Below are 21,491 nucleotides of genomic sequence, written 5' to 3' on the forward strand. Positions count from 1 at the left end.
TCGACCCCGCGAACAAGGGGGCCAACGGTGCCGAGACCTTACCTGGCTTCCAGCCGCTCCAGCCAGGTCAGGATCGCTCGGGTGGTCTCCTCCGGCTTCTCCTGCTGAATCCAGTGGCCGCAGTCCAGGGTGGCAACGTCCACGTTGGGCACGAACTCCGCCAGTCGGTCGGACTTCGCGATCGTGTCCCGGTCGCCGTAGATCATCAGTGTGGGCTGTCGGATGATCGGGTCGACGTCCGCCAGCAGGTGCCAGTTGCGGTCAAGGTTGCGGTACCAGTTGATGCTGCCGGTGAACCCGGACGACTCGAAGGCGGCGACGAAGACGGCCAGTTCGCTGTCGCTCATCACCGGCTCACCGAGTGGCGCTTCCGCCCTGGCCAGGTCGATGAACGCCATGCCGGGCTGAGGTTCCATCAGCGGCACGTTCTTCCGGTACAGGTTGCGGAGGAACTGGAAGGTGTTCTCGTCGAACACGGCGTCCGCGACGCCCGGCTGTCGGTTGAAGTGGACGAAGTAGAAGTCGGCGCCGCGGATGGCCTCCATCAGCTCGATCCAGGGGGTTTCGCCGCGCTCCTGGTACGGCAGGCTCAGGTTGATCACCTTGTTCACCCGGTCCGGATGCAGCAGGGTCAGCCCCCAGACGACCATCGCACCCCAGTCGTGACCGACGAAGGTGGCATCGTCGTACCCGTAGTGATCGAGAAGTGCGACGAGGTCGCCCGACAGGTGGGCGATGTCGTAGTCGGTCACCTCGGTCGGGCGCGACGAATTGCCGTAGCCGCGCTGGTTCGGGACGATGACGTGGTAGCCCGCCGCTGCCAGGGCCGGCATCTGATGGCGCCAGGAGTAGGCATGCTCCGGCCAGCCGTGACAGAGCACGATCGGCTTTCCGGCGTTGCGCCGGCCGGCTTCGAAGACTTCGAGCTTGACGCCGTTGACGGGGACAAGACTGGGTTCGGGGAAGTTCATGCCGCCATCTTGCGCACCGAAACCGGTCACCTCATGACCGGTTTATCTGACAATCTTGGGCGCATGCGCACCGACCGGCTGGTGGCCGTACTCCTGCTGTTGCAGCAGCGCGAGCAGGTCACGGCGGCGGAGGTCGCCCGGGAGTTGGAGGTCTCCGAACGCACCGCCCGCCGCGACCTCGACGCCCTGGCCATGGCCGGGGTGCCCGTGTACGCCACGCAGGGCCGAGGCGGTGGCTGGCGCCTCGTGGGCGGGGCCCGTACCGACCTGTCCGGGTTGACCGCGAGCGAGGCCCGCGCGCTGTTCCTGGTCGCCGGCCCGGCCTCGGCCACGACCCCGGCCGTGCGATCAGCGCTGCGCAAACTCGTCCGCGCCCTGCCGGAGCCCTTCCGGGCGCAGGCCGAGGCGGCGGCGTCGTCGATCGCCGTCGACCCGCGACGATGGGGGGCGAGCCGGGTCGACCGCCCACCGCCTCGCTTCCTCGACGAACTCCAGGACGCGGTGATCCGGGGCGTCCAGGTGCGGCTCGGCTACGTCGACAGCACCGGCACCGTGACCGAGCGGACCGTCCACCCGCTGGGCGTCGTCGCCAAGCGCCCGTGGTGGTACCTCGTCGCCACCACCGGGGCCGGCCGGCGGACCTTCCGGATCGACCGGGTGTCGTCCGTCGACCCGACCGACGATCCGGTGCACCGGCCGGCGGACTTCGACCTCGCCGGGAGCTGGCGGGAGATCGCCGACGAGGTCGACCGCCGGCGGATGCCCGTCGAGATCCGGGCGGTCTGCGCACCCGACGGGATCGGCACGCTCCGGATGGCGCTCGGCGACCGGCTCGAGGTGGGCGGCCCCACGGCCGACGGCCGCATCGAGGTCGTGATCCGGGGCTACAGCGAGTCCTCGCTCGCCGGCGAGCTCGCCTGGCAGGTCGAATGGCTGGAGGTTACCGGCCCCGCCGGTGTGCGGGACCAGTTGGCCGCGATCGGCACCGCACTCGTCGAGCGATACGGCGGAACCGCTCGAAGTCCGAGGCTGCCCCGCCTGATAGGCGGAAGATAGGTTCCCTGTATGCCTTCCCCTGTTTCCTGATGACAGCGGCGCCGAGGGTCGGACGTCGGAAGGGAAGGAACCTCCAATGACGGTCAACAAGGTAGTAGTCGCCGCTGTCGCGGCCATGCTCGCGCTCACCGCCGTCGTGACCGGGCCGGAGGCCGGGAAGACCACCGCCGGCCCGCCCGCTCTGGCCGCCCCGCTCACGTCGGGTGACACGCCGTGGGACTGACCGGCTCCGTGAGCTGTCGTCGCAGGTCGTTCACCCGCTCCAGCCACCGCTGCGCGCCGATCTCGGCGAACGCCTCCTCGGCGTCCACCAACCGCCGCCGCACAGTCGGCTGATCGCCGTGCCGCAGCGCCAGCTCCGCCAGCATCAGAATCGCCCGCCCTTCGACCAGACGATTTCCGGTACGACGGGTCTGTCCGAGCACTTCGGTGAGTGCGTCCCGGGCCTGATCGAGCTGCCCGCGCTGGATTCGTACCGCGCCGATCCCCAGCCAGGCGTAGACCTTGCCAACCGGATCGTCGGTCGTCGTGGTGGTCTCCAGCACCTCGGTGAACTGCGCCTCCGCCTGCTCGTACTCGCCCCGGGCGAGATAGAACTGACCCAGCCGGTGCCGTGCCTGGGCCGCGACCCGACGGGCCCCGACATCGGTGCAGATCGTCAGGGCAGCGCGTAGCAGCCGCTCGCACTCCTCGGGTTCCGCGCGGTCGGTGCGCAGCTGGGCGAGGTTGATGAGCACATGCGCCTCGGCCACCCGGTCACCAGCGGTACGCAGGTCCGGCAGGGCGCGCAGATACCGCGACTCGGCGCGGTCCTCCCGTCCACGCAGGCGGTCGATCGAGGCCAGGCTCCGCAGGGCCAACCCCCGGCCGCGTTGATCGTCGGTGCCCTCGAACCAGGTCAATGCCCGTGACAGGTCGCTCTCGGCGTCCTGGAGCCGTTGCTCGATCAGCGCCAGACCAGCGCGCGAGCAGCGCACCGCCGCCTCCCCGTACCCGTCGCCGTGCCGGATGGTGGTCTCCAGCGCGACTTCATGCGTGTGGAGCCAGTCTTCGCGGTGCAGTTTCGCCTCGAACAACGTCACTGCGGCGACGGCGAGATTCCAGCAGAGATCACTGATCCGTAGATCGGCGGCGATCCGGACGCTGGCGACCAGGCCGGCATGCTCCGACGCGAGCCATTCGATCGGGTCGGCGAGTAGCGACTCCACCAGGTGTTGCGGAAGCTCCCATAGATCCACCGCGGAGTACAGGACGGTGTAGTCACCGCCGTACTCCCGGCGGTGGGCGGCCCGGGCCAGGAACAGCAGGCACCGCAGATACCGCTCCATCGCGGCTGCTCGCTCCGCAGCCGGTACGTGCGAGTTGAGCAACTCCCGGGCGAAGACCCGTACCAGATCGTGGAGTCGGTACCGGGCGTGCACTCCGGCGTCGGCGGACCTCGACCAGCCGGCATCGAGTCCGCGCTCCGGCTGCGCCGAGACCCACGGTTGCGCGTCGTTCGGCGCGGTCACCGGCGCCGGCGAGCTGCGCTCGGCCACGGCGAGGTCCTGCACTCTCATCGCAATCGCCCTCTCGAATCGGGTCGGTCCGCTGGTGTGACCAAGAGTCCGACCCGGGGCGTATCGATGACCTGTCCGCTGTCTATCCGCCGGTGCCGCAGGCGTTGCCCGGGCGCCGGGAGCCGTTCGCACCGCGGCGACTCCCGACGCCGCCCATGGTCAGCCTTCCCGGACGAAGTCGAGCAGGGCGGCGGTGAGCTCCGCCGGCGCGTCCTCCTGTAGCAGGTGACCGGCCTGCGGGATCAGTCGCAGGGACGCCGTCGGGAACCGCCGTGCCAACTGGCGGCCCTCGGCCGCGGGAATCCACCGGTCCTCGGTTCCCCAGCAGACGAGTACCGGGATGGCGACCTCGCCGAAGCGGTGCTCGATCTCGGCGGTGTGTGCCTGGTCGGCCTGTGCGATCTGGCGGTAGAAGCCGGCTTGGCCGGTGTCTCCGAGCCAGGGCCGCACGAGCTGTTCCAGCGTGTCCGGTAGTAGCCCGCCTGCGGTGGCCGAGCTGACGTACTCCCGTACGAGCGCCCGGTGCAGGGCGGACGGCAGCGCGCTGAACACCTCGGCGTGTCGCTGGACGAGCCGGAAGAACGGCGAGCCCCAACCGCCGAGAGCGACCGCGTCCACCAGGGCGAGCCGTCGGTACCGTGCGCCGTGCAGCAGCATCGCCCGTAACGCGGTGGCTCCGCCGAAGTCATGGGCGACCACCGTCGGTTCGGTCAGTTCCCAGTGAGCCAGCAACGCGGCGAAGGTGCGGCCCTGGGAGGCGAGCGAGACATCCTGGCCCGGGGCCATCTCCGACGAGCCGTAGCCGGGCATGTCCCATACGTAGACCTGGTGGCGTGGGGTCAGTGCCCGGACGACGTGCCGCCAGACGTAGGAGGAGAAGGGAGTGCCGTGCAACAGTACGACAGGCGGTGCCGCCGCATCACCGAACCGGTCCCACCGGACCTGTCCGGCGTCGCTTTCGTACGCTTGGGTTAGCTTCCAGTGCTCCATAGTGCGCTGACCCTACCCGCTGAGCGGACGAATGGGACGAAGCGCCGTCAGGTGGGACAGGGCCGTGCCGGCCGAGAGGCGGGAGGGCTCCAGGAGGGGGCCGGCCAGGTACGGTGGTCGATGGTCGCAAGCGGGTGTCGGCACGGGCGGCAGCGGTTGCCCAAGACGGCGGACCGGGGAGGGAGTGGGCGTGGAGCGGCGCAGAGCCCTGGTGGTCCGGGGCGGGTGGGAAGGACACCGGCCGGTCGAGGCGACGGAGCTGTTCATCCCGTTCCTGGAACGCAGCGGATACGCGGTACGGGTGGAGGAGTCGACGGAGATCTACGCCGACGCCGCCGAACTGGCCGCCACCGACCTCGTCGTGCAATGCGTGACGATGTCACAGATCACCACGGAGCAGGTGGCGGGTCTGGCCGCGGCGATCGTGGCCGGGACCGGTTTCACCGGCTGGCACGGCGGCATCGTCGACTCGTTCCGTGCCTGTTCGGACTACCTGCACCTGGTGGGCGGCCAGTTCGCCACCCACCCCGGCATCCAGCCGTGTGACCGCAGCGGCGGCGAGAAGGACAACTTCCTGCCACACTCGATCACGATCACCGACCTGGGCCGGGACCATCCGATCACCGCCGGGATCGAGGACTTCGACCTGGTCACCGAGCAGTACTGGGTGCTGCACGACGATCTGATCGAGGTGCTGGCCACCACCACCCACCCGACGCGGACGTGGCATCCGTGGCACCGTCCGGTCACCTCGCCGGCGATCTGGACCCGCAACTGGGGTGCCGGGCGGATCGTCGTGACGACTCCCGGACACAGCCTCGACGTGCTGGAGCACCCGGGTGTGCGTACCGTCATCGAAAGGGGGATGGTGTGGGCGACCCGCACGGCATCGGCGTCGTAGGTCTCGGGGTCATCTCCCGCGCGTACCTGGACACGCTCGCCGACCATCCAGCCGTGCGCGTCGTCGCGGTGGCCGACCTGGACGCGGCCCGGGCCGTCGCCGCCGCCGCCAGGATCCCGGGCGCCGAGGCGGTGAGCGTCGAGCGACTGCTGCACCACCCCGACGTGGCGACGGTGCTCAACCTGACGATCCCGGCGGCACACGAAGAGATCTCGGGCGCGGCGATCACCGCCGGCCGCAACGTCTACGTCGAGAAGCCGCTCACCGTCACGTTCCCACAGGGCCGGTCGATCATCGACCGGGCCGCGTCGGCCGGCGTCCACGTCGGGTGCGCGCCGGACACCGTCCTGGGCACCGGTACGCAGACCGCCCGCGCGGCGATCGACGGTGGACTGATCGGGCGCCCGCTCTCCGCGTCGGCCGTCATGGTCACCCCGGGGCACGAGCGCTGGCACCCCGAACCCGACTTCTACTACGCCCCGGGCGGCGGTCCGCTGATGGACATGGGGCCGTACTACATCTCGGCGCTGATCCACCTGCTCGGTCCGGTCCGGGCGGTGATCGGGGCGGCCAGCCGGCTGCGCGACGCCCGGGTCATCGGTTCGGGACCTCGCCTCGGGCAGCGGATTCCGGTCGAGGTGCCCACCCACGTGACCGGTGTGCTGGAACACGTGGGTGGTGCCCTGACCACCCTCACGACCAGCTTCGACGGTGTCGCGACGACGGCCGCGCCGATCGAGGTGCACGGGGAGGACGGCACCCTCGCCGTACCCGATCCGAACACCTTCGACGGCGAGGTCCGCCACCTCGCGCTCGACGGCCCCGGCTGGCGCGCCCTCGCACCACGGGCCGGTTACGTCGCCGCCGCCCGGGGGATCGGGCTGATCGACCTGATCCGGGCTGACCAGACGTGTCCGCCACGGGCCAGCGGCGAGCTCGCGCTGCACGTACTCGACATCATGACCGCGCTGCTCCGGTCGGCTGCCGAGGGCCGGCGGATCGAGTTGACGACGGCGGTCGACCGTCCGATGCCTGTCCCGTTCACCCCGGCCGAGGACTGGCTGTCAGCCCCGTCGTCCGGGCACTGAGGACGCTGGCGCCGCTGGTGGTGCGGGGCAGGTGGTCAACCGGGGACCGCCGGTGTCGGTTCTGCGGGTGTCGAGGGGTCGGTTCTGAGCTGAGGGTGTCGAGGGCGACGCCCGGCCCGTACGATGGCGGGCGGTGCTGGTTCGTTCCATCCCGCAGGCCGGGGTGGGGCGTCGTAAGAGGGAACCCGGTGCGAGTCCGGGACTGCCCCGCAGCGGTGAGTGGGAACGACCGCCGTCAACGAAGCACTGGACCGCAAGGTCCGGGAAGCGACGGCCAGTAGGCGACCGACGTGTCACGCCCGCGAGTCCGAAGACCTGCCAGCGCTGCGTACACCGCCCGGTGTGCGCCGCCGGCGGCCTCTCGGGAGGGTCTGGGCGGAAGTCGGTGCCGTGCCGCGACCTGCCTTCCTCCCCTCCCGTGTCCGTCGGGCACTTCGAGGGAAGGACCCATTGGTGACCACCGCATTCGGCCAGAGCACTGTGCTCGGCTATCCGCGCATCGGCGCGAATCGCGAGTTGAAGAGGGCTGTCGAGGCGTACTGGGCCGGCGGCATCGACGCCGCGTCGTTGGAGGAGATCGCTGCTGGGCTGCGGGCCGAGGTCTGGCGGACGTTGGCCGACGCCCGACTCGGCGCGATCCCGTCGAACACGTTCTCCTACTACGACCACATGCTCGACACCGCTGTCGCCGTCGGCGCGGTCCCCGCCCGGTTCGCCCGGCTCGGGCTCGGTGAGTTGGACACCTACTTCGCGATGGCACGCGGGGTCGACGCCGAGCCGGCGTTGGAGCTGACGAAGTGGTTCGACACGAACTATCACTACCTGGTGCCGGAGATCGACCCGGGCCTCGCCTTCCGGGCGAACCCGGCCAAGGCACTGGGCGAGTACGCCGAAGCCCGTCGACTGGGCATCACCACCCGGCCTGTGCTGGTCGGGCCGGCCACGTTCCTGCTGTTGGCCAAGGGGGACGATCCGTTCGCCCGCCTGGACGAGCTGGTCGAGGTGTACGCCGAGATCCTCGCCGCGCTGGCGGCGGCGGGCGCGGCCTGGGTGCAGCTGGACGAACCGGCGTACGTGGCCGACCGCACCGCGGCCGAGGTCGACGCGCTGCGCCGCGTCTACGACCGGCTCGGGGCTGCCACCCATCGGCCGAGGATCTTCGTGGCCACCTACTTCGGGGAACTCGGCGACGCCCTGCCCGCCCTGCTGGACACCCCGGTGGAGGCTGTCGGGCTGGACCTGGTGGCCGGGCCGGGCAACCTCGACCGGCTCGCCGCCGCCGGTCCGCTGCGCGGCCGGACGGTCGTGGCCGGTCTGGTGGACGGGCGGAACGTCTGGCGTACGGACCTGCGTGCCGCCTACGCCGTGGGGGCGGCCGTCGCCGGGCTTGCCGATCACGTCGCTGTCGCCAGCTCCTGCTCCCTGCTGCACGTCCCGGTGGATCTCTCGGTCGAGGTCGGACTCGACCCGGAGCTGTCCACCCGGCTGGCGTTCGCTCGGCAGAAGGTCGACGAGGTGGTCCTGCTCGGCAGGGCGGTGCGCGACGGCGTCGCCACCCTGCCCGCGCCGCTGCCGGAGGCTCCGGGCGGGTGGCGGCACGACGACGTACGTGCCCGGCTGGCCGCTCTCGGCCCCGCCGACCGTCGACGTGGCGACTACTCGGATCGGGCTGCCGCGCAGCAGCGGCGGCTGGGCCTGCCGGAGTTGCCGACCACCACGATCGGTTCGTTCCCGCAGACCGACGAGTTGCGTAGGGCCCGCGCCGCACACCGTGCCGGCCGCCTCGACGACGCCGGCTATGCCCAGCGGATGCGCGCCGAGATCGCACATGTCGTCGGGCTGCAGGAGCAGCTGGGTCTGGACGTGCTGGTGCACGGCGAACCCGAACGCAACGACATGGTGCAGTACTTCGGCGAACAGTTGACCGGCTTCGCCGCCACGGAGCACGGCTGGGTCCAGTCGTACGGCTCCCGGTGTGTCCGCCCGCCGATCATCTACGGCGACGTGGTCCGCAGAGCGCCGATGACTGTCGACTGGTCCACCTACGCCCAGTCGCTCACCAGCAGGCCGGTCAAGGGGATGCTGACCGGTCCGGTGACGATCCTGGCCTGGTCGTTCGTCCGTACCGACCAGCCGTTGGCGGAGACCGCCGACCAGGTCGCGCTGGCCCTTCGCGACGAGTGCCAGGATCTGGAGGCCGCCGGGATCCGGGTGATCCAGGTCGACGAGCCGGCGCTGCGGGAGACCTTGCCGCCGCGTCGGGCCGACCAGCAGGCGTACCTGGACTGGGCGGTCGGGGCGTTCCGGCTGGCCACCAGCGGCGTCGCCGACGATACCCAGATCCACACCCATCTGTGCTACTCCGAGTTCGGCGAGGTGATCACCGCGATCGACGCCCTCGACGCGGACGTGACCAGCATCGAGGCGTCCCGGTCGAAGATGGAGGTCCTCGACGACCTTGCCGCGATCGGTTACCGGCGCGGTGTCGGACCGGGGGTGTGGGACATCCACTCGCCCCGGGTGCCGGCCCTCGGTGAGGTCGTCGAGGCGCTGCGTCGGGCGGGCGCGGCGGTGCCGGCCGGGCGGTTGTGGGTCAACCCGGACTGCGGTCTGAAGACCCGCGGCTACGCCGAGGTCGAGGCGTCGCTGCGGCATCTGGTCGCCGCCGCTGGCCAGCTGCGCGGGAACTGACGAGATCGGTGCCTGGGCGGACACCGCACAGGTGTCCGCCCAGGCCAGTGACCTCGGCGCACCGCACGGGCGCTAGTTGCAGACATGCTGCAATAGCAAGAGATCGGCATCGACAGGGGAGGGTTCGATGAACACTTCGGCTCGTTCGGCGGACGGCATCACCGATGGCGACCTCGTCACCCGATATCGTCGCGGTAGCGTTCCTACTTCCACCCCTTGACACCCGGTCGGAGCCAGCAAACGCGAAGCGAGGCCACCAAATGGATAGTGGATTCGTCGAGGCGATCCTGTTTACCGTGCAGGTCGTCGGCAACGTACTCGCCGCCTACTCTCTGGTCGTCGTTGGCATCAAGGGACGGGTTCCGTCGAGCCGGCCAATCTGGAGAGCCGCAGCGACCATGTCACGTCCAGCGTTCGCGGCGTACTTCGGTGGACCCGGCCTCTCGGTCAGTGTCCTGACGAACGACAGGTTGGATGCCTCTTGACCAACCAGTGCTGGTGTCCGAGGGGCAGCACAACCAAGACCCAACCAGGTCCGACGCCGCCGACGTCGATCCAGTTGATCTGGCGGCTGATCACGGCGGCGTTTCGGTCTCGACACCTTCACGGTGCCCATCGGCAGCTATCGCGAGCTGTTCGCCCTCGTGGCGGTCCGCCCGCGGATGTATCTGATGCGCGACGACCTCCCCACCTCGGTCGCCTACGTCGAGGGCTGCGATCAGGGCAACGCCCGCTCGCTGCTGGGCGGCTTCCGCGAGTGGCTCGTCACCCAGGCCGGCCGTGGCGACAACCTCGTGTGGTGGGCGCTTGTTTTCGAACTCGCTCTGCCGGAGTTGGCCGTCGACCCCGGGAACCTCACGCCCGAGAACGACATGGTGGCCAAGCAGACCCTGTTCCGGCTGCTGGACGAGTTTCCCTAATTGCGCGTTGAGTACGACGTCCTGTCTCGCATTCACGTACGCACCAGCAGTGGCGCGGCCGCGCGGACCGAGAACGGGCCACGGCCTCCCGGTAACCCGCCCGCCCGGTGGCACCTGCGGTGTGTAGCCCGGCCTTGTCCGGATCCGTGCCAGTTGTCATTATGGCGGGAGTTCGGGAGAAAGGAACTTCATGGGGCGGCCGACCATCTTGGGCCCGGAGGACCAGGAGGACATCGTCCGTGCGTTCCGGGAGGAGTCGGGACGAGTCGTCGCGGCGCTGATCCGGCTGACCGGTGACTGGGACCTGGCCGAGGACTGCACCCAGGACGCCTTTGTGGAGGCACTGCGTACCTGGCCCGAATCCGGGGTGCCGCGCCGTCCTGGCGCCTGGCTCATGACGGTGGCCCGCAACCGGGCCTACGACCGGTTGCGGCGCGCGACCACGGAGAGCAGCAAGCTGCGGGAGCTCGCCGCCCTGGCCGTTGACACCGGCTCCGACGACGCCGACGACGCGGGGGCAGAGATCCAGGACGATCGTCTTCGCCTCATGTTCACCTGCTGCCATCCGGCGCTGCCGCTGGAGGCCAGGGTGGCGCTCACCCTGCGTACTTTGGCGGGCCTGACGACCGCGGAGATCGCCCGCGCGTTCCTGTTGCCCGTGCCGACCATGGCCAAGCGCCTGGTCCGTGCGAAGCGGAAGATCGCCAACGCGGCGATACCCTTCCGGGTGCCGCCGCCGAACCTGCTGCCGGAGCGTACGTCTGGGGTGCTGGCGGTGCTCTACCTGTTGTTCAACGAGGGCTACGCGTCGTCCGGCGGCGCGGAGCTGGCCCGTGACGGGCTGTGCATGGACGCGATCCGGCTGACCCGGGCGCTGGTCGGGTTGTTGCCCGGCGAGCCCGAGGCGGCCGGGCTGCTCGCACTCATGCTCTTGCAGCACTCCCGGCGCCGGGCGCGGGTCGACGCCGACGGTGACCTGATCACCCTGGAGAACCAGGACCGTTCGCTCTGGGACCGGGTGGAGATCGACGAGGCGATCGGCCTACTAGACGGGCTGGGCAGCCAGCGGATCGGCCCATACCAGGTCCAAGCCGCCATCGCGGCCTGTCACGCCGAGGCGGCCTGTGCCGCGGACACCGACTGGGCGCGGATAGTCGCCCTGTACGGACGCCTCGCAGAGCTGACCCCCTCACCGGTGGTGGCGCTGAACCGGGCGGTCGCGGTAGCCATGGTCGATGGCCCGGAGACGGCCCTGCGGCTGGTCGATGACCTGGACGACTCCGGCCAGCTGCGCGACTATCACTTGTTGCCGGCGCTGCGCGCCGACCTACTGCGCCGCCTCGGCCGCCGGGGAGACGCCGCCGCGAGTTACCGGCGTGCGCTCGGGCTCACCGGCAATGAGGCTGAGCGCCGTTACCTGAGCCGTCGGATGGACGAGATGACCAGGGCCGGGACGGGGGCGTGGACGCCTGGCCCCTGAGCGCCGGCATGCCGCCGATGGCCCCGCCGATCGGCACCGGGGCGGCGCGCATCGCGCCCCATGAATGGTTGATGGCGTTGGCGGGCGGGGGAGAAGCCGCCTTCTGCGCAGTGTCGAAGATGACCCGCTGGTACGGCCCGGCACATGATGAGGCGGCGGCCTGTCACGGGCACACCGCACTCGGCGTGGACGCGCCCCGTTCCCGCCATTCGCGATATCGAAGAAACTGTGCCGATGCCTGACGCTGTCGAGCTCATCATCCCCAACAGCGCCGAGTACCACCAGCGCAATTCCGCCCTGCGGCTGACCGGCGACGAGCGGGCGGGCGTGGTCCGTTTCTGCGGTACACCGATGCACGCCGACGGGCTGCTGCGGTATCGGGGATGTCGAGAAGGACCTTGCCGTGTCGGCGCATTTCATGCTGTCGGTCCCCGATGGAACGACCGACGAGGCGCACATCCGCCCCGCCTTCCGCCGGCTCGGCGACGCCGGCGTCCGGGCGTACCCGACCAGGCATCCGCGCCCTCGGCCCCGGGCCCGGTCAGCGCGGTGGTCATGGCGGCGCCTACTGCCGCCGGGCGCAGGACTTGGTCTCGGAGATCCACGACAGCATCCACGCGACCACCCACGGCCGCTATTGACCCACGGGCGGAGAAACCCAGACCGCAGGGGCGACGTCGTTTCCGTGACCGGCAACCGGCTGAGCCTGCTCGCCCTCTACCCCTACGCCCGTCCGGACCTGTTCCCGCGCTTCGACGAGGAGGCCCGCTCCGGGTCCGTTCCGGGATGGGCGGATCCAGTTGTCCATTTGCGGGCTCCGCGTTCGTCGTTCTCCTGAATACCCACGATCTCCGAACTGGAGGACCGGTGACAGGTCAGTACACGTGCAGCGTCATCATTCCGAACTGCCACCGCAGGACCCTGCTCAGCTGCGCCGTCGTCGCAGGAGGGACGCGATGACGCCGGAGACCCGCCTGCAGACCCTGGTCCGGCTGACCCGGGACCGGCTGGAGATCGCCCGGCTGGCCGGTCGCGCCGGCGCCCCGATGATCGTCACCATCGTGCTGGTCAACCTGGTCGCTGGGCTGTTGCCGCCAGCGTTCGTGGTGGCCTCCTCGATCCTGCTCGGCAAGGTGCCGGCCGCGGTCATCGCCGGCCTGGGATCGCCAGAGTGGGACGACCTGGTGACCGCCTTCCTACTGGCCGCGGCGGCGTTCGTCGGACAGCAGATCATCGCGCCGGTGCAGGAACTGCTCGGCAAGCTCGTGGCGCGGCGCATCGACGGCCTGGTCAGCGACGAGCTCATGTCGATCGCGACCAGGACTGCGGGTGTCGGCCCCTTGGAGGACCCGAGCCTGGTGGAGCACCTTCGGGTGGCCGCCCGGGAGCTGGAGAACTGGCTGTTCAGCCCTGGCGAGGCCGTAGCCGGCCTACTCGCCCTGATCGGGCGCTACACACAGTTGGCCGGGTACGCCGTGGTGGTCGGCGTGGTGCTGTCGTGGCCCGCTGCGGCGGCGCTGGCCGCTGCCGTGGTGCTGCAGCGTTACGGACAGCGGGGTGGCCTGCGGAAGTTCGCCGAGGAGCGGTTCCTGCTCGACCCGCAGGAGCTGAGGAACGACTACCTGCGTGAGGTGGCCACTGCGGCGGGTTCGGCCAAGGAGATGCGCGTCTTCGGGCTGCACAACTTCTTCGTGGATTTCTGGCGTCACAGCTTCCTCGAATGGCTGGTGCTGGTGTGGGAGGCGCGCCGGCGGATCTATCTGTGGCAGTTCATCCGGGTCACGGTTGTTGGTCTGGTCATCACCGGCGCGGTGTTCGCCTTCGCGGGCCGGGCCGCGACGGATGCGACGGCCGGGCTGACCCTGGCCGGGTTCGCGATGGTCATGCAGGCGGCACTCGGCGCGCTGCGGCTGGGCGAGTACTGGCCGGAGTCGGACCTGCAGACCGCCCTCGGCATGCATGCCTACCAGAAGGTCAAGCTCTTCCGCGAGGGAGTCGCCGAGTACGCCGGGCAGGCTGTGCGGGACGTCGCGGCGCCGCCCGCCCCGCCGACCGGGGCGATCCACTTCGACCAGGTGAGCTTCCACTATCCGGGGGACGACCGGATGATCTTCGAGAACCTGGACCTCACCATCCCGATCGGTCAGTGTACGGCCCTGGTCGGCGTGAACGGCGCCGGCAAGACCACCCTGGTCAAGCTGCTCGCCCGGTTGTACGAGCCGACCTCGGGCACGATCCGGCTGGACGGCGTCGACATCCGCTCATACGAACTGCACGAGTGGCGGGCCCGGCTCGGGGTCACCTTCCAGGAGTTCGCCCGGTTCGAGGTGTCGGCCGCCGACAACGTCGGCTTCGGCGCGGTGGAGCACCTGGACGACCGGGCCGGGATCCGGTCCGCGATCGAGGCGGTGAACCTGCACGAGATGCTCGACACGCTGCCGCGCGGCATGGAGACCCTGTTGGCCCGGCACCTCGTGGACGGCGCCGACCTGTCCGGGGGGCAGTGGCAGCGGATCGCGTTGGCTCGGGCGCTGTTCGGCCTGCGCCACGGTGCCTCGATCCTGGTGCTCGACGAGCCCACAGCCAGCCTGGACGTCCGCGCCGAGGCCGGCTTCTTCCGGGAGTTCACCCAGCTCACGGAGGGTGCCACAACGTTGTTGATCTCGCACCGGTTCTCCACGGTGCGGCAGGCCGATCGAATCGTGGTACTCGACGGCGGGCGGGTGGCTGAGCAGGGCAGCCACGACGAGCTGATGGCCCAGAACGGCGAGTACGCACGACTGTTCCGGTTGCAGGCCGACCGGTTCACCGACCAGACGGCGAGGGTGGCATGAGGACGACGTTGAGCGGGTCCTGGCGGCTGCTGGCGATGGCCTGGCGGGCGAACCGCCGCAAGACCATCGCTGCGACGGGCCTGATGGTGGCCGGTACCGTGAGCGGCCCGATGCTGGCTCTGGTGCTGGGAATGATGACCGACGCGGTCATCTCCGGACAGGCCGGCGCGGCCGTCTGGTACGGCGTCGCGGTGGCGGTCCTGGCCGTCGTGAGCCTTACCTTTGCGCACTTCTCGTACATCTTCTACCAGGAACTGGCCGAACTGGCCGAGCTCGAAGTGGTGCGGGATCTGATCCTGCTCACCAACGGCTCCGAGGGGATCGAACACCAGGAACGCGCCGAGTACGCCGACGAACTGACGGTGCTGCACCGGGAGAGCCGTGGGCTGATCGGTGCACTGGAGTCGCTGTTCGGGATGCTAGGCCTGACCCTGGCCGTGATATTCACCGCGATCCTGCTGGCCGGCCTGAACCCGATTCTGCTGCTACTGCCGCTCGCGGCGGTGCCGCCGCTGATCTGCGGGCGCTGGGCCGAGTCGCGGATCGACCGGGCCAAGACCGAAACCGCCGAGCCGACCCGGATCGCCCTCAACCTGTTCCGGCTGTCCACCTCGGCCCGGTTCGCCGGCGAGCTGCGGGTCTTCCGGCTCCGCGACGAGCTGCGCCGGCGGCACCTGCGGGAATGGGACCGGGCGAGCCGGGGGCTGGTCCGGTCGTACGGGGTGGCATCCGTGGTCCGGACCCTCGGGCAGGTGATGTTCGGCCTGGCCTACGTCGGCGCGGTGTTGCTGGTCGTGCGGGAGGCCATCACCGGCCGCCGCACGATCGGCGACGTGGTCCTCGTCATCGTCCTCGCGACCCAGGTCAACCAGCAGGTCACCGTGGCGGTCACGCTGCTCGCCAACCTGCAGCGGATGGGCAGCATGCTGCGCCGCCTGGATTCCGTGCGGAACCTGGTCGCGGTCGACCACCCGGTGCCGGTCGACCAGGAGCCGCCGGCTCGGCTGACCACCGGGATCGAGCTTCGGGACGTGGACTTCACCTATCCGGGCACCAGCGAAGCGGTGCTGACCGGCGTGTCGCTGAGCCTGCCGGCCGGGGCCAGCGTGGCCATCGTCGGCGAGAACGGCGCCGGCAAGACCACGCTGGTCAAGCTGCTCTGTGGCCTGTACCGGCCGACCAGCGGGCAGATTCTGGTCGATGGCACCGACCTGCGCCGGATTCCGGCCGAGTCATGGCGTAGACATCTGTCGGCGGCCTTCCAGGACTTCGTCCGCTTCGAACTGCTCGCGGGCCAGGTGGTGGGTCTCGGCGACGTGACCCGGATGGGAGACGACGGCGCGGTCATCGAGGCGCTGGATCGGGCGCAGGGCAGCGACGTCCTGGAGCGGCTGGAGCACGGACTGCACACCCAGCTTGGCAAGAGCTACACCGAGGGTGCCGAGCTCTCCGGTGGTCAGTGGCAGAAGCTCGCGCTGGGCCGGGCGCTCATGCGCCAGAAGCCGTTGCTGCTGGTGCTCGACGAACCCACGTCGGCGCTGGATCCGCTGGCCGAGCATCGGTTGTTCGAGTCGTACGCCCGGCAGGCCGCGCAGCTGCGGGCCAGTACCGGGGCCATCACCCTGTTCGTCTCGCACCGCTTCTCGACGGTACGCATGGCGGATCTGATCATCGTGTTGCGCGGCGGCCGGGTGGTCGAGGCCGGCAGTCACGATGAGCTGATGCGACGCGGCGCGCTTTACGCCGATCTGTTCAGCCTTCAGGCCCAGGCCTACCGGTAGACGTGGGAAGGCGGGGATGTGTCGAGCAGAGCGCACCCGACCCGTGACGGGTCAGTGCGCTGCCGGAGCCAGCCCTCAATCGCACCGCGGTCGAGGGCTGGCTCACCCCTGCCGGAAGGGCCGCAGCTCCAGCACGCCGTACCGGGCGACCGGATGCTTGGACGCCACCTCGATCGCCTCGTCGAGGTCGGCACACTCGATGATGTCGAAGCCGGCGATCTGCTCCTTGGTCTCGGTGAACGGGCCGTCCGCTATCAGCACCTCGCTGTTGCGGACCCGTACCGTGGTGGCATCGCTGACCCCCTGCAGTTGACTGCCGGATAGCCAGACGTTGCGTCCGGCCACCTCCGCCCACTGCCCGGGACAATCGGATACCGCCGCATCCTCCGGCGGCAAGACCAGCGACTCGTCGACACAGACCAGCATGAGATATTTCATCGGTTCTCCTCCCGGCATCCATCTCTCACGGTACGACGGCCGGCGAGGTCGCGGATGGACAGCAGCGGCGAGTTTTCGTCGTGAGTTGGTCACGGGAATGCCCGCTCACGCTGAACTGGGTCCGAGCACCGACGCGGGCAACGGCAAGGGAAGAGATGCAGCCTGCTGCGTGTCGCGCCGATCATCACTGTATGCAGCCGTTTCGCGTACAGATACCCGAGATGCAGCTGAAGGATCTCAGTCGCCGGTTGGCTGAGGCCCGCTGGCCGGAGAAGCTGCCAGACGTCGGCTGGAAGCGTGGCGTGCCGGCGAGCTACCTCAAGAACCTGGTCAATTACTGGCGCACCGACTTCGACTGGCGTGCCGTCGAGGCCTGCTTGAACGGGTACCCCCAGTACACCGCCGACTTCGACGGTACGACCATCTACTTCATGCACGTGCGTTCGCCTGAGCCGGGCGCGATGCCGATGATCATGACGCACGGCTGGCCCGGCTCGGTCGTGGAGTTCCTGGACGTCATCGGACCGCTGACCGATCCCCGGGCCCACGGCGGCGACCCGGCAGACGCGTTCCACCTCGTGATGCCCTCGTTACCTGGTTTCGGCTTCTCCGGGCCCAACCCGAACGTCGGCTGGAACAACCTGCGCACAGCCCAGGCGTGGGCGGAGCTGATGCGCCGGCTCGGATACGACCGCTACCTGGCTCAGGCCGCCGACTTCGGCACCGGTGTGTCGCTCACTCTCGCCGGCGTCGACGAGGAGCACGTGGCCGGGGTGCACCTCAACACGCTGCCTACCCCGCCCAGCGGCGATCCGGGCGAGCTCGACAACCTCGACGACGAGGACCGGGCCCGGCTGGCGCGGTCGGCCCGGTTCGTCCGGGAGCTCGCCGGATCGATGAAGCTCCAGGCGACCCGGCCGCACACGGTGGCGTACGCGCTGACCGACTCGCCGATCGGGCAGCTTGCCTGGATCGTCGAGAAGTACAAGGACTGGACGGACTCGGCGAGCGTTCCCGAGGACGCGGTGAACCGCGACCGCCTCCTAGCCATCGCGAGCATCTACTGGTTCACCGGCACGGCTGGCTCCTCCGCCCAGTTCTACTACGAGATCGCCGAGAACCTGCCGATCAACGTGTCCACGGGCCGGTACCCGGCGATCAAGGCGCCGCTCGGTGTGGCGGTCTTCCCGCACGCACCGTTCGTGCCGATCCGGCGCTTCGCCGATCGGGACTTCCCGTCGATCGTGCACTGGAACGAGTTCGACCGGGGCGGCAACTTCGCCGCCCTGGAGGAGCCGGACCTGTTCATCGAGGACGTCCGGGCGTTCCGCCGACTGATCAAGGAATGACATGACCCAGCAGCCGGCCACGACAGAGGACTTCCGGGCGCTCGGCGCGCGGCTGAGCAACTGGGGCCGCTGGGGCCCCGACGACCAGCGCGGCACCACCAACCTGATCACGCCGGAGCGGCTGGTGGCAGCGGCCGGCCTGGTCCGGCGGGGCAAGGTGTTCGACCTTGGCATCCCGTTCGACGAGAACGGGCCGCAGCCGGGCGGCGGACGGATCAATCCCGTCCACCTGATGTCGGAGACCGGTGCCGAGCAGGTGTTCCCGGGCGGGTTCCGGTTCGCCGACGACTACATCTTCATGGCGCTGCAGGGCTCATCACAGTGGGACGCGCTGTCGCACGTGTACTACGACGACCGGATGTACAACGGCTTCCCGGCCGGCGGTGTGACCGTCAGGGGCGCCGCACACTGCGCAATCGACAAGCAGAGCCCGGGAATTGCCGGCCGTGGCGTGCTGCTGGACATCGCGGCGCTGAAGGGCGTCGACTGGCTGGAAAGCGGCACCGTCATCACTCCTGAGGATCTCGACGAGGCGGCCGCGCGGCAGGGCGGCGTCGAGGTCGGCCCGGGCGACATCCTGTTGTTCCGTACCGGCTGGCGCCGCAAGTTCCTGCGGGACGGCGACCGGAACGCGTTCATGGCGGGTGAGCCCGGCCTCGGCCAGATGTGCTGCGCCTGGCTGCGTGACCGCGACGTCGCCGCGGTCTGCTCGGACAACTGGGCCATCGAGGTGCTTCCGGGCGAGAACCCTGACGCGCTGCTGACCGTCCACATGGTTCTCATCCGGGACATGGGCATGACGCTCGGGGAGATCCTGGACTTCGAGGAACTCGCGGCCGACTGTGAGAACGACGGTGTCTGGGAGTTCTTCTTCGTGGCACCTCCGCTGAAGGTGAGCCGGGCGGTGGCGTCGCCGATCAACCCGCTGGCGATCAAGTAGCCACTCGACCGGGCCGCTCTGTGAGTCTCTCTGCGGAGCGGCTAAATCCTGTCCCAGTGCCGCCTCGGGCGAACAGAATCCGGGCTCCTCGACCATCGTCCGAGGAGCCCGGATCCCATTCCGCCTACAGGTTCAGGGTGTCCGGTTCGAGCTCGCTCAGCACGCGGCCGTGCAGCTCGACGTTGGTCTCGGGCTGCATCAGGGCGTGCATGTTCGTCGCATCGATGTCGTGGCCGACCTGCTGGATCGGCAGGCTCGTGGCTCAGCCGCACCTTGCTGCGTCACACAACCACGGGCGGGTCTCACTCCTTGATGACCGACATGATGTTGCCGGCCGGGTCACGGAACCAGGCGATCAGCGGCCCGCCCTTCCGGAACACGCCGTCGTCGTCGACGCCGTCGAACTTCTCCATCTCCACGCCGCGCTCGCGCAGCCACGCCACCGCCGCGTCGATGTCATCGACCGGGAAGTTGAGCATCGTGTAGGTGGCTGGCTCGTGGTTCGGCTTGGGGTATACCAGGATCTCCCGGTTGCCGCCGACATGCAGGTGCAGCATGCCGTGCTCCTCGGTCACCGGGATCCCGAGCGTGTCGCGGTAGAACTCCTGCGCGCGGGGGATGTCGTCCACCGAGAACCCGTTGAACGCCACCGAACCCGCGAGCATCCCGGAGCCACCGCGGGCGGCGGCGAGGTACTCCGCGTTGAGCTCGATGATCTGCACGTAGTTGCCGTCCGGGTCCAGCAGCGTGCCGAACAGGCCGTCCTTACGCTCCTCCAGCGGCACCACCCAGGACACGCCCATACTGTCGAGGTGTGCGGCTGCCCTGCGGGCATCCGTGACCTCGAAGTTGAGGATGACGCGCCCGGGTTCTACCGTCGTCGCCGCGACGTCGTCGCGATTGTCCACGAGCACGTCGAACCCGTCGAAGTCGAGAAAGCCGGACGGTTGCTGCAGCGGTTCGAACGCCTCGATGTACCAGGTGCGCAGCCGTTCCGGGTCGGCCGAACCGAGCAGAATGCTGCCGAGTCGTGGCGCTGACACGTAGGACCTCCAGGTGTCGATCGATGACCTCTGGTCGTCAGCCTATCGAGAGATGGCGGCCGTCTTTCGCATCAACGCTGGCGTGAGTTGTACCGATCCGCCGACTCGGGCGGCCTCCGCCAGGATCTCGGCCGACCAGCGCGGCCAGAGTCCGGCCAGGCGTGACGTCAGGACCACGACATCCACGGCGTGGTCGGGCAACAGGGTGCGAATGCCGATGGCGTGGTACGTGGCACCGAGCTCGGCCACCGCGTCGGCGTCGAAGTCCAGGGTCACCGCGCCGGCCAGTTCCGCCGGTAGGCGGCGGCCCGCGCCAAACACCGCGAGGCGGCCGGGTGGTAGCTGCGGCAGCAGATCGGCCACCTCCGCCGCGACGTCGACTGACCGGGCCTGATCGATACAGCCGATCAGGAACCGGTAGTTCTCGTCCACCTCCAGCAGGTCATCGTCGTTGTTCAGCAGGTTCCAGGCCAGCTCGGTCATCGGCTCCGGGAACCTGGCCATCATCCGGCGCATGTTCACCATGACACCGGCCAGGGCGTCGGCCAGGGGGGCCCGTTCGTGGGGTGCGTGCACCGCCCAAGCGGTGCGGCTGAGCCGGAATTCGAGGCCGGCCTTGAACAATCGGAAGCCCATCTCCAGGTCGTCCAGACCCCAGAGGACTATCCCCTCGTCGAAGCCGTCCACCCGCCAGTAGTCGTCGGCGGATATGGAGAAGTTGAGCCCCCAGAGCAGGACCCACGGTGCGACCATCCGGCCGAGGTCGAAGTCGGTCTTGGCGAACGCCGCGTGCCGGGCATCGAGGAAGGCCTTCGAGTCGTGGAACCGAGCGACGACGTCCTCCGGCAGCGACTCGGCCACCGCCTCGGCCAGACCGGGGGGAGGTTCCTTCTCGAAGTCGTAGCCCCAGGTGTAGCCCACCACGACCAGCCGTTCGCCGTTGGCGTGGGCCGCGACGTGCTCGTTCAAGAAGTCCGGCCCGACGTATACGCCGCTGTCGAGAAAGACCAGCAGCGGCGCGGCGGCCAGCCGGGCGCCGGCGTTGCGGGCCAGGCACACCCGGTTGCCCTCGTCCGGCTGGAAGTGGTATTTGATCCGCAGCTGCTGCGACGCCTCTTCGACCACCGCGCGGCTACCGTCCGACGAACCGTCGTCAGCCACGACGACCTCGAATTCGTCGGCCGGCATCCGCTGCCGGGCGAGGTTCCGCAGCGTCTCACGCAACAAGTCCCGCCGGTTGTAGGTCGGGATGACCACCGTCACCCGGGGAACCGAGCTTGCTGTCCCAGTAGCGTCCACTCTGCCAGCATGCCGACGGCAACCTCCGCACTCATCTCCCAGCGTGCCGTCCGCGACGCATTCATGAAGATGCCCACGTGACGACGGTTGGGTGACGCTTGCAAGGCGTCGCCCGACCCGGAGAGGGAGAAGTCGAGGTCATCCCGTTGCT

Annotated in this window: 18 protein-coding genes and 1 riboswitch; of the genes, 12 read left to right on the forward strand and 6 right to left on the reverse strand. The window is 69.5% G+C overall.

Features of this window, described 5'->3' with window-relative positions; all coding sequences use genetic code 11:
• Positions 1-38: 38 nt before the first annotated feature.
• Positions 39-971, reverse strand: coding sequence for an alpha/beta hydrolase (locus tag O7623_RS03195; protein ID WP_282227083.1), 933 nt, complete (start codon positions 969-971; stop codon positions 39-41).
• Positions 972-1,034: 63 nt separating this feature from the next.
• Between O7623_RS03195 and O7623_RS03200 the strand changes: the two genes are divergently transcribed.
• Both O7623_RS03200 and O7623_RS03205 read left to right on the forward strand, forming a co-directional pair.
• Positions 1,035-2,027, forward strand: a complete 993-nt coding sequence (locus tag O7623_RS03200) for a WYL domain-containing protein (protein WP_282227084.1) — start codon at positions 1,035-1,037, stop codon at positions 2,025-2,027.
• 76 nt (positions 2,028-2,103) lie between these two features.
• Positions 2,104-2,250, forward strand: a complete 147-nt coding sequence (locus tag O7623_RS03205) for a hypothetical protein (protein ID WP_282227085.1) — start codon at positions 2,104-2,106, stop codon at positions 2,248-2,250.
• Here the strand turns inward: O7623_RS03205 and O7623_RS03210 are convergent.
• A complete protein-coding gene (locus O7623_RS03210; protein ID WP_282227086.1) occupies positions 2,222-3,586 on the reverse strand; it encodes a tetratricopeptide repeat protein in 1,365 nt (454 codons plus the stop codon). The two genes, O7623_RS03205 and O7623_RS03210, sit on opposite strands and share 29 nt — an antisense overlap.
• 159 nt (positions 3,587-3,745) lie before the next feature.
• Positions 3,746-4,576: an alpha/beta fold hydrolase gene (locus tag O7623_RS03215; RefSeq protein WP_282227087.1), complete on the reverse strand. Its 831-nt coding sequence runs from the start codon at positions 4,574-4,576 to the stop codon at positions 3,746-3,748.
• A 190-nt stretch (positions 4,577-4,766) separates the two neighbouring features.
• On the opposite strand from O7623_RS03215, the gene O7623_RS03220 reads away from it, so the two are divergent.
• The 8 genes from O7623_RS03220 to O7623_RS03255 all read left to right on the forward strand — a co-directional run bounded on the left by O7623_RS03220 (position 4,767) and on the right by O7623_RS03255 (position 16,271).
• Positions 4,767-5,477 (forward strand): ThuA domain-containing protein, encoded by a 711-nt coding sequence (locus O7623_RS03220; RefSeq protein ID WP_282227088.1) that lies wholly within the window; start codon positions 4,767-4,769, stop codon positions 5,475-5,477.
• Complete coding sequence (locus O7623_RS03225; protein WP_282227089.1) at positions 5,447-6,565, forward strand: Gfo/Idh/MocA family oxidoreductase; 1,119 nt, start codon at positions 5,447-5,449, stop codon at positions 6,563-6,565. Before O7623_RS03220 ends, O7623_RS03225 begins: the two co-directional genes overlap by 31 nt.
• Before the next feature lie 120 nt (positions 6,566-6,685).
• Positions 6,686-6,903, forward strand: a riboswitch (cobalamin riboswitch).
• Between the two features lie 115 nt (positions 6,904-7,018).
• Complete coding sequence (gene metE, locus O7623_RS03230) at positions 7,019-9,256, forward strand: 5-methyltetrahydropteroyltriglutamate--homocysteine S-methyltransferase (RefSeq protein WP_282227090.1); 2,238 nt, start codon at positions 7,019-7,021, stop codon at positions 9,254-9,256.
• 608 nt (positions 9,257-9,864) lie between these two features.
• Positions 9,865-10,176 carry a hypothetical protein gene (locus O7623_RS03235; protein ID WP_282227091.1) on the forward strand — a complete coding sequence of 104 codons (312 nt, stop codon included), beginning with the start codon at positions 9,865-9,867 and terminating at the stop codon, positions 10,174-10,176.
• 190 nt (positions 10,177-10,366) lie between these two features.
• Positions 10,367-11,656, forward strand: coding sequence for an RNA polymerase sigma factor (locus O7623_RS03240; protein ID WP_282227092.1), 1,290 nt, complete (start codon positions 10,367-10,369; stop codon positions 11,654-11,656).
• A gap of 685 nt (positions 11,657-12,341) precedes the next feature.
• Complete coding sequence (locus tag O7623_RS03245; RefSeq protein WP_282227093.1) at positions 12,342-12,494, forward strand: hypothetical protein; 153 nt, start codon at positions 12,342-12,344, stop codon at positions 12,492-12,494.
• Between the two features lie 118 nt (positions 12,495-12,612).
• Complete coding sequence (locus O7623_RS03250; RefSeq protein ID WP_282227094.1) at positions 12,613-14,490, forward strand: ABC transporter ATP-binding protein; 1,878 nt, start codon at positions 12,613-12,615, stop codon at positions 14,488-14,490.
• Entirely contained in the window at positions 14,487-16,271 is a 1,785-nt protein-coding gene (locus O7623_RS03255) for an ABC transporter ATP-binding protein (RefSeq protein WP_282227095.1), read from the forward strand. Before O7623_RS03250 ends, O7623_RS03255 begins: the two co-directional genes overlap by 4 nt.
• Positions 16,272-16,373: 102 nt before the next feature.
• On the opposite strand, the gene O7623_RS03260 is transcribed toward O7623_RS03255, so the two are convergent.
• On the reverse strand, positions 16,374-16,709 hold the full coding sequence (locus tag O7623_RS03260) for a YciI family protein (RefSeq protein WP_282227096.1): 336 nt from the start codon (positions 16,707-16,709) through the stop codon (positions 16,374-16,376).
• A gap of 191 nt (positions 16,710-16,900) precedes the next feature.
• On the opposite strand from O7623_RS03260, the gene O7623_RS03265 reads away from it, so the two are divergent.
• Positions 16,901-18,058, forward strand: a complete 1,158-nt coding sequence (locus O7623_RS03265) for an epoxide hydrolase family protein (protein WP_282227097.1) — start codon at positions 16,901-16,903, stop codon at positions 18,056-18,058.
• Position 18,059: 1 nt separating this feature from the next.
• Positions 18,060-18,998 (forward strand): cyclase family protein, encoded by a 939-nt coding sequence (locus O7623_RS03270; RefSeq protein WP_282227098.1) that lies wholly within the window; start codon positions 18,060-18,062, stop codon positions 18,996-18,998.
• 302 nt (positions 18,999-19,300) lie between these two features.
• On the opposite strand, the gene O7623_RS03275 is transcribed toward O7623_RS03270, so the two are convergent.
• The gene (locus O7623_RS03275) at positions 19,301-20,041 is read right to left on the reverse strand and encodes a VOC family protein (protein WP_282227099.1); all 741 of its coding nucleotides are present in this window, start codon (positions 20,039-20,041) and stop codon (positions 19,301-19,303) included.
• Between the two features lie 42 nt (positions 20,042-20,083).
• The gene (locus tag O7623_RS03280; protein ID WP_282227100.1) at positions 20,084-21,304 is read right to left on the reverse strand and encodes a glycosyltransferase family 2 protein; all 1,221 of its coding nucleotides are present in this window, start codon (positions 21,302-21,304) and stop codon (positions 20,084-20,086) included.
• Positions 21,305-21,491 lie beyond the last annotated feature (187 nt).

It is taken from the genome of Solwaraspora sp. WMMD791 (assembly GCF_029581195.1).
Taxonomy (GTDB): Bacteria; Actinomycetota; Actinomycetes; order Mycobacteriales; family Micromonosporaceae; genus Micromonospora_E.

Coding starts and splice junctions, on each gene's coding strand:
- O7623_RS03195 (WP_282227083.1), bottom strand. CDS start 971: ATGAACTTCCCCGAACCCAGTCTTGTCCCCGTCAACGGCGTCAAGCTC.
- O7623_RS03200 (WP_282227084.1), top strand. CDS start 1,035: ATGCGCACCGACCGGCTGGTGGCCGTACTCCTGCTGTTGCAGCAGCGC.
- O7623_RS03205 (WP_282227085.1), top strand. CDS start 2,104: ATGACGGTCAACAAGGTAGTAGTCGCCGCTGTCGCGGCCATGCTCGCG.
- O7623_RS03210 (WP_282227086.1), bottom strand. CDS start 3,586: ATGAGAGTGCAGGACCTCGCCGTGGCCGAGCGCAGCTCGCCGGCGCCG.
- O7623_RS03215 (WP_282227087.1), bottom strand. CDS start 4,576: ATGGAGCACTGGAAGCTAACCCAAGCGTACGAAAGCGACGCCGGACAG.
- O7623_RS03240 (WP_282227092.1), top strand. CDS start 10,367: ATGGGGCGGCCGACCATCTTGGGCCCGGAGGACCAGGAGGACATCGTC.
- O7623_RS03250 (WP_282227094.1), top strand. CDS start 12,613: ATGACGCCGGAGACCCGCCTGCAGACCCTGGTCCGGCTGACCCGGGAC.
- O7623_RS03255 (WP_282227095.1), top strand. CDS start 14,487: ATGAGGACGACGTTGAGCGGGTCCTGGCGGCTGCTGGCGATGGCCTGG.
- O7623_RS03260 (WP_282227096.1), bottom strand. CDS start 16,709: ATGAAATATCTCATGCTGGTCTGTGTCGACGAGTCGCTGGTCTTGCCG.
- O7623_RS03265 (WP_282227097.1), top strand. CDS start 16,901: ATGCAGCCGTTTCGCGTACAGATACCCGAGATGCAGCTGAAGGATCTC.
- O7623_RS03270 (WP_282227098.1), top strand. CDS start 18,060: ATGACCCAGCAGCCGGCCACGACAGAGGACTTCCGGGCGCTCGGCGCG.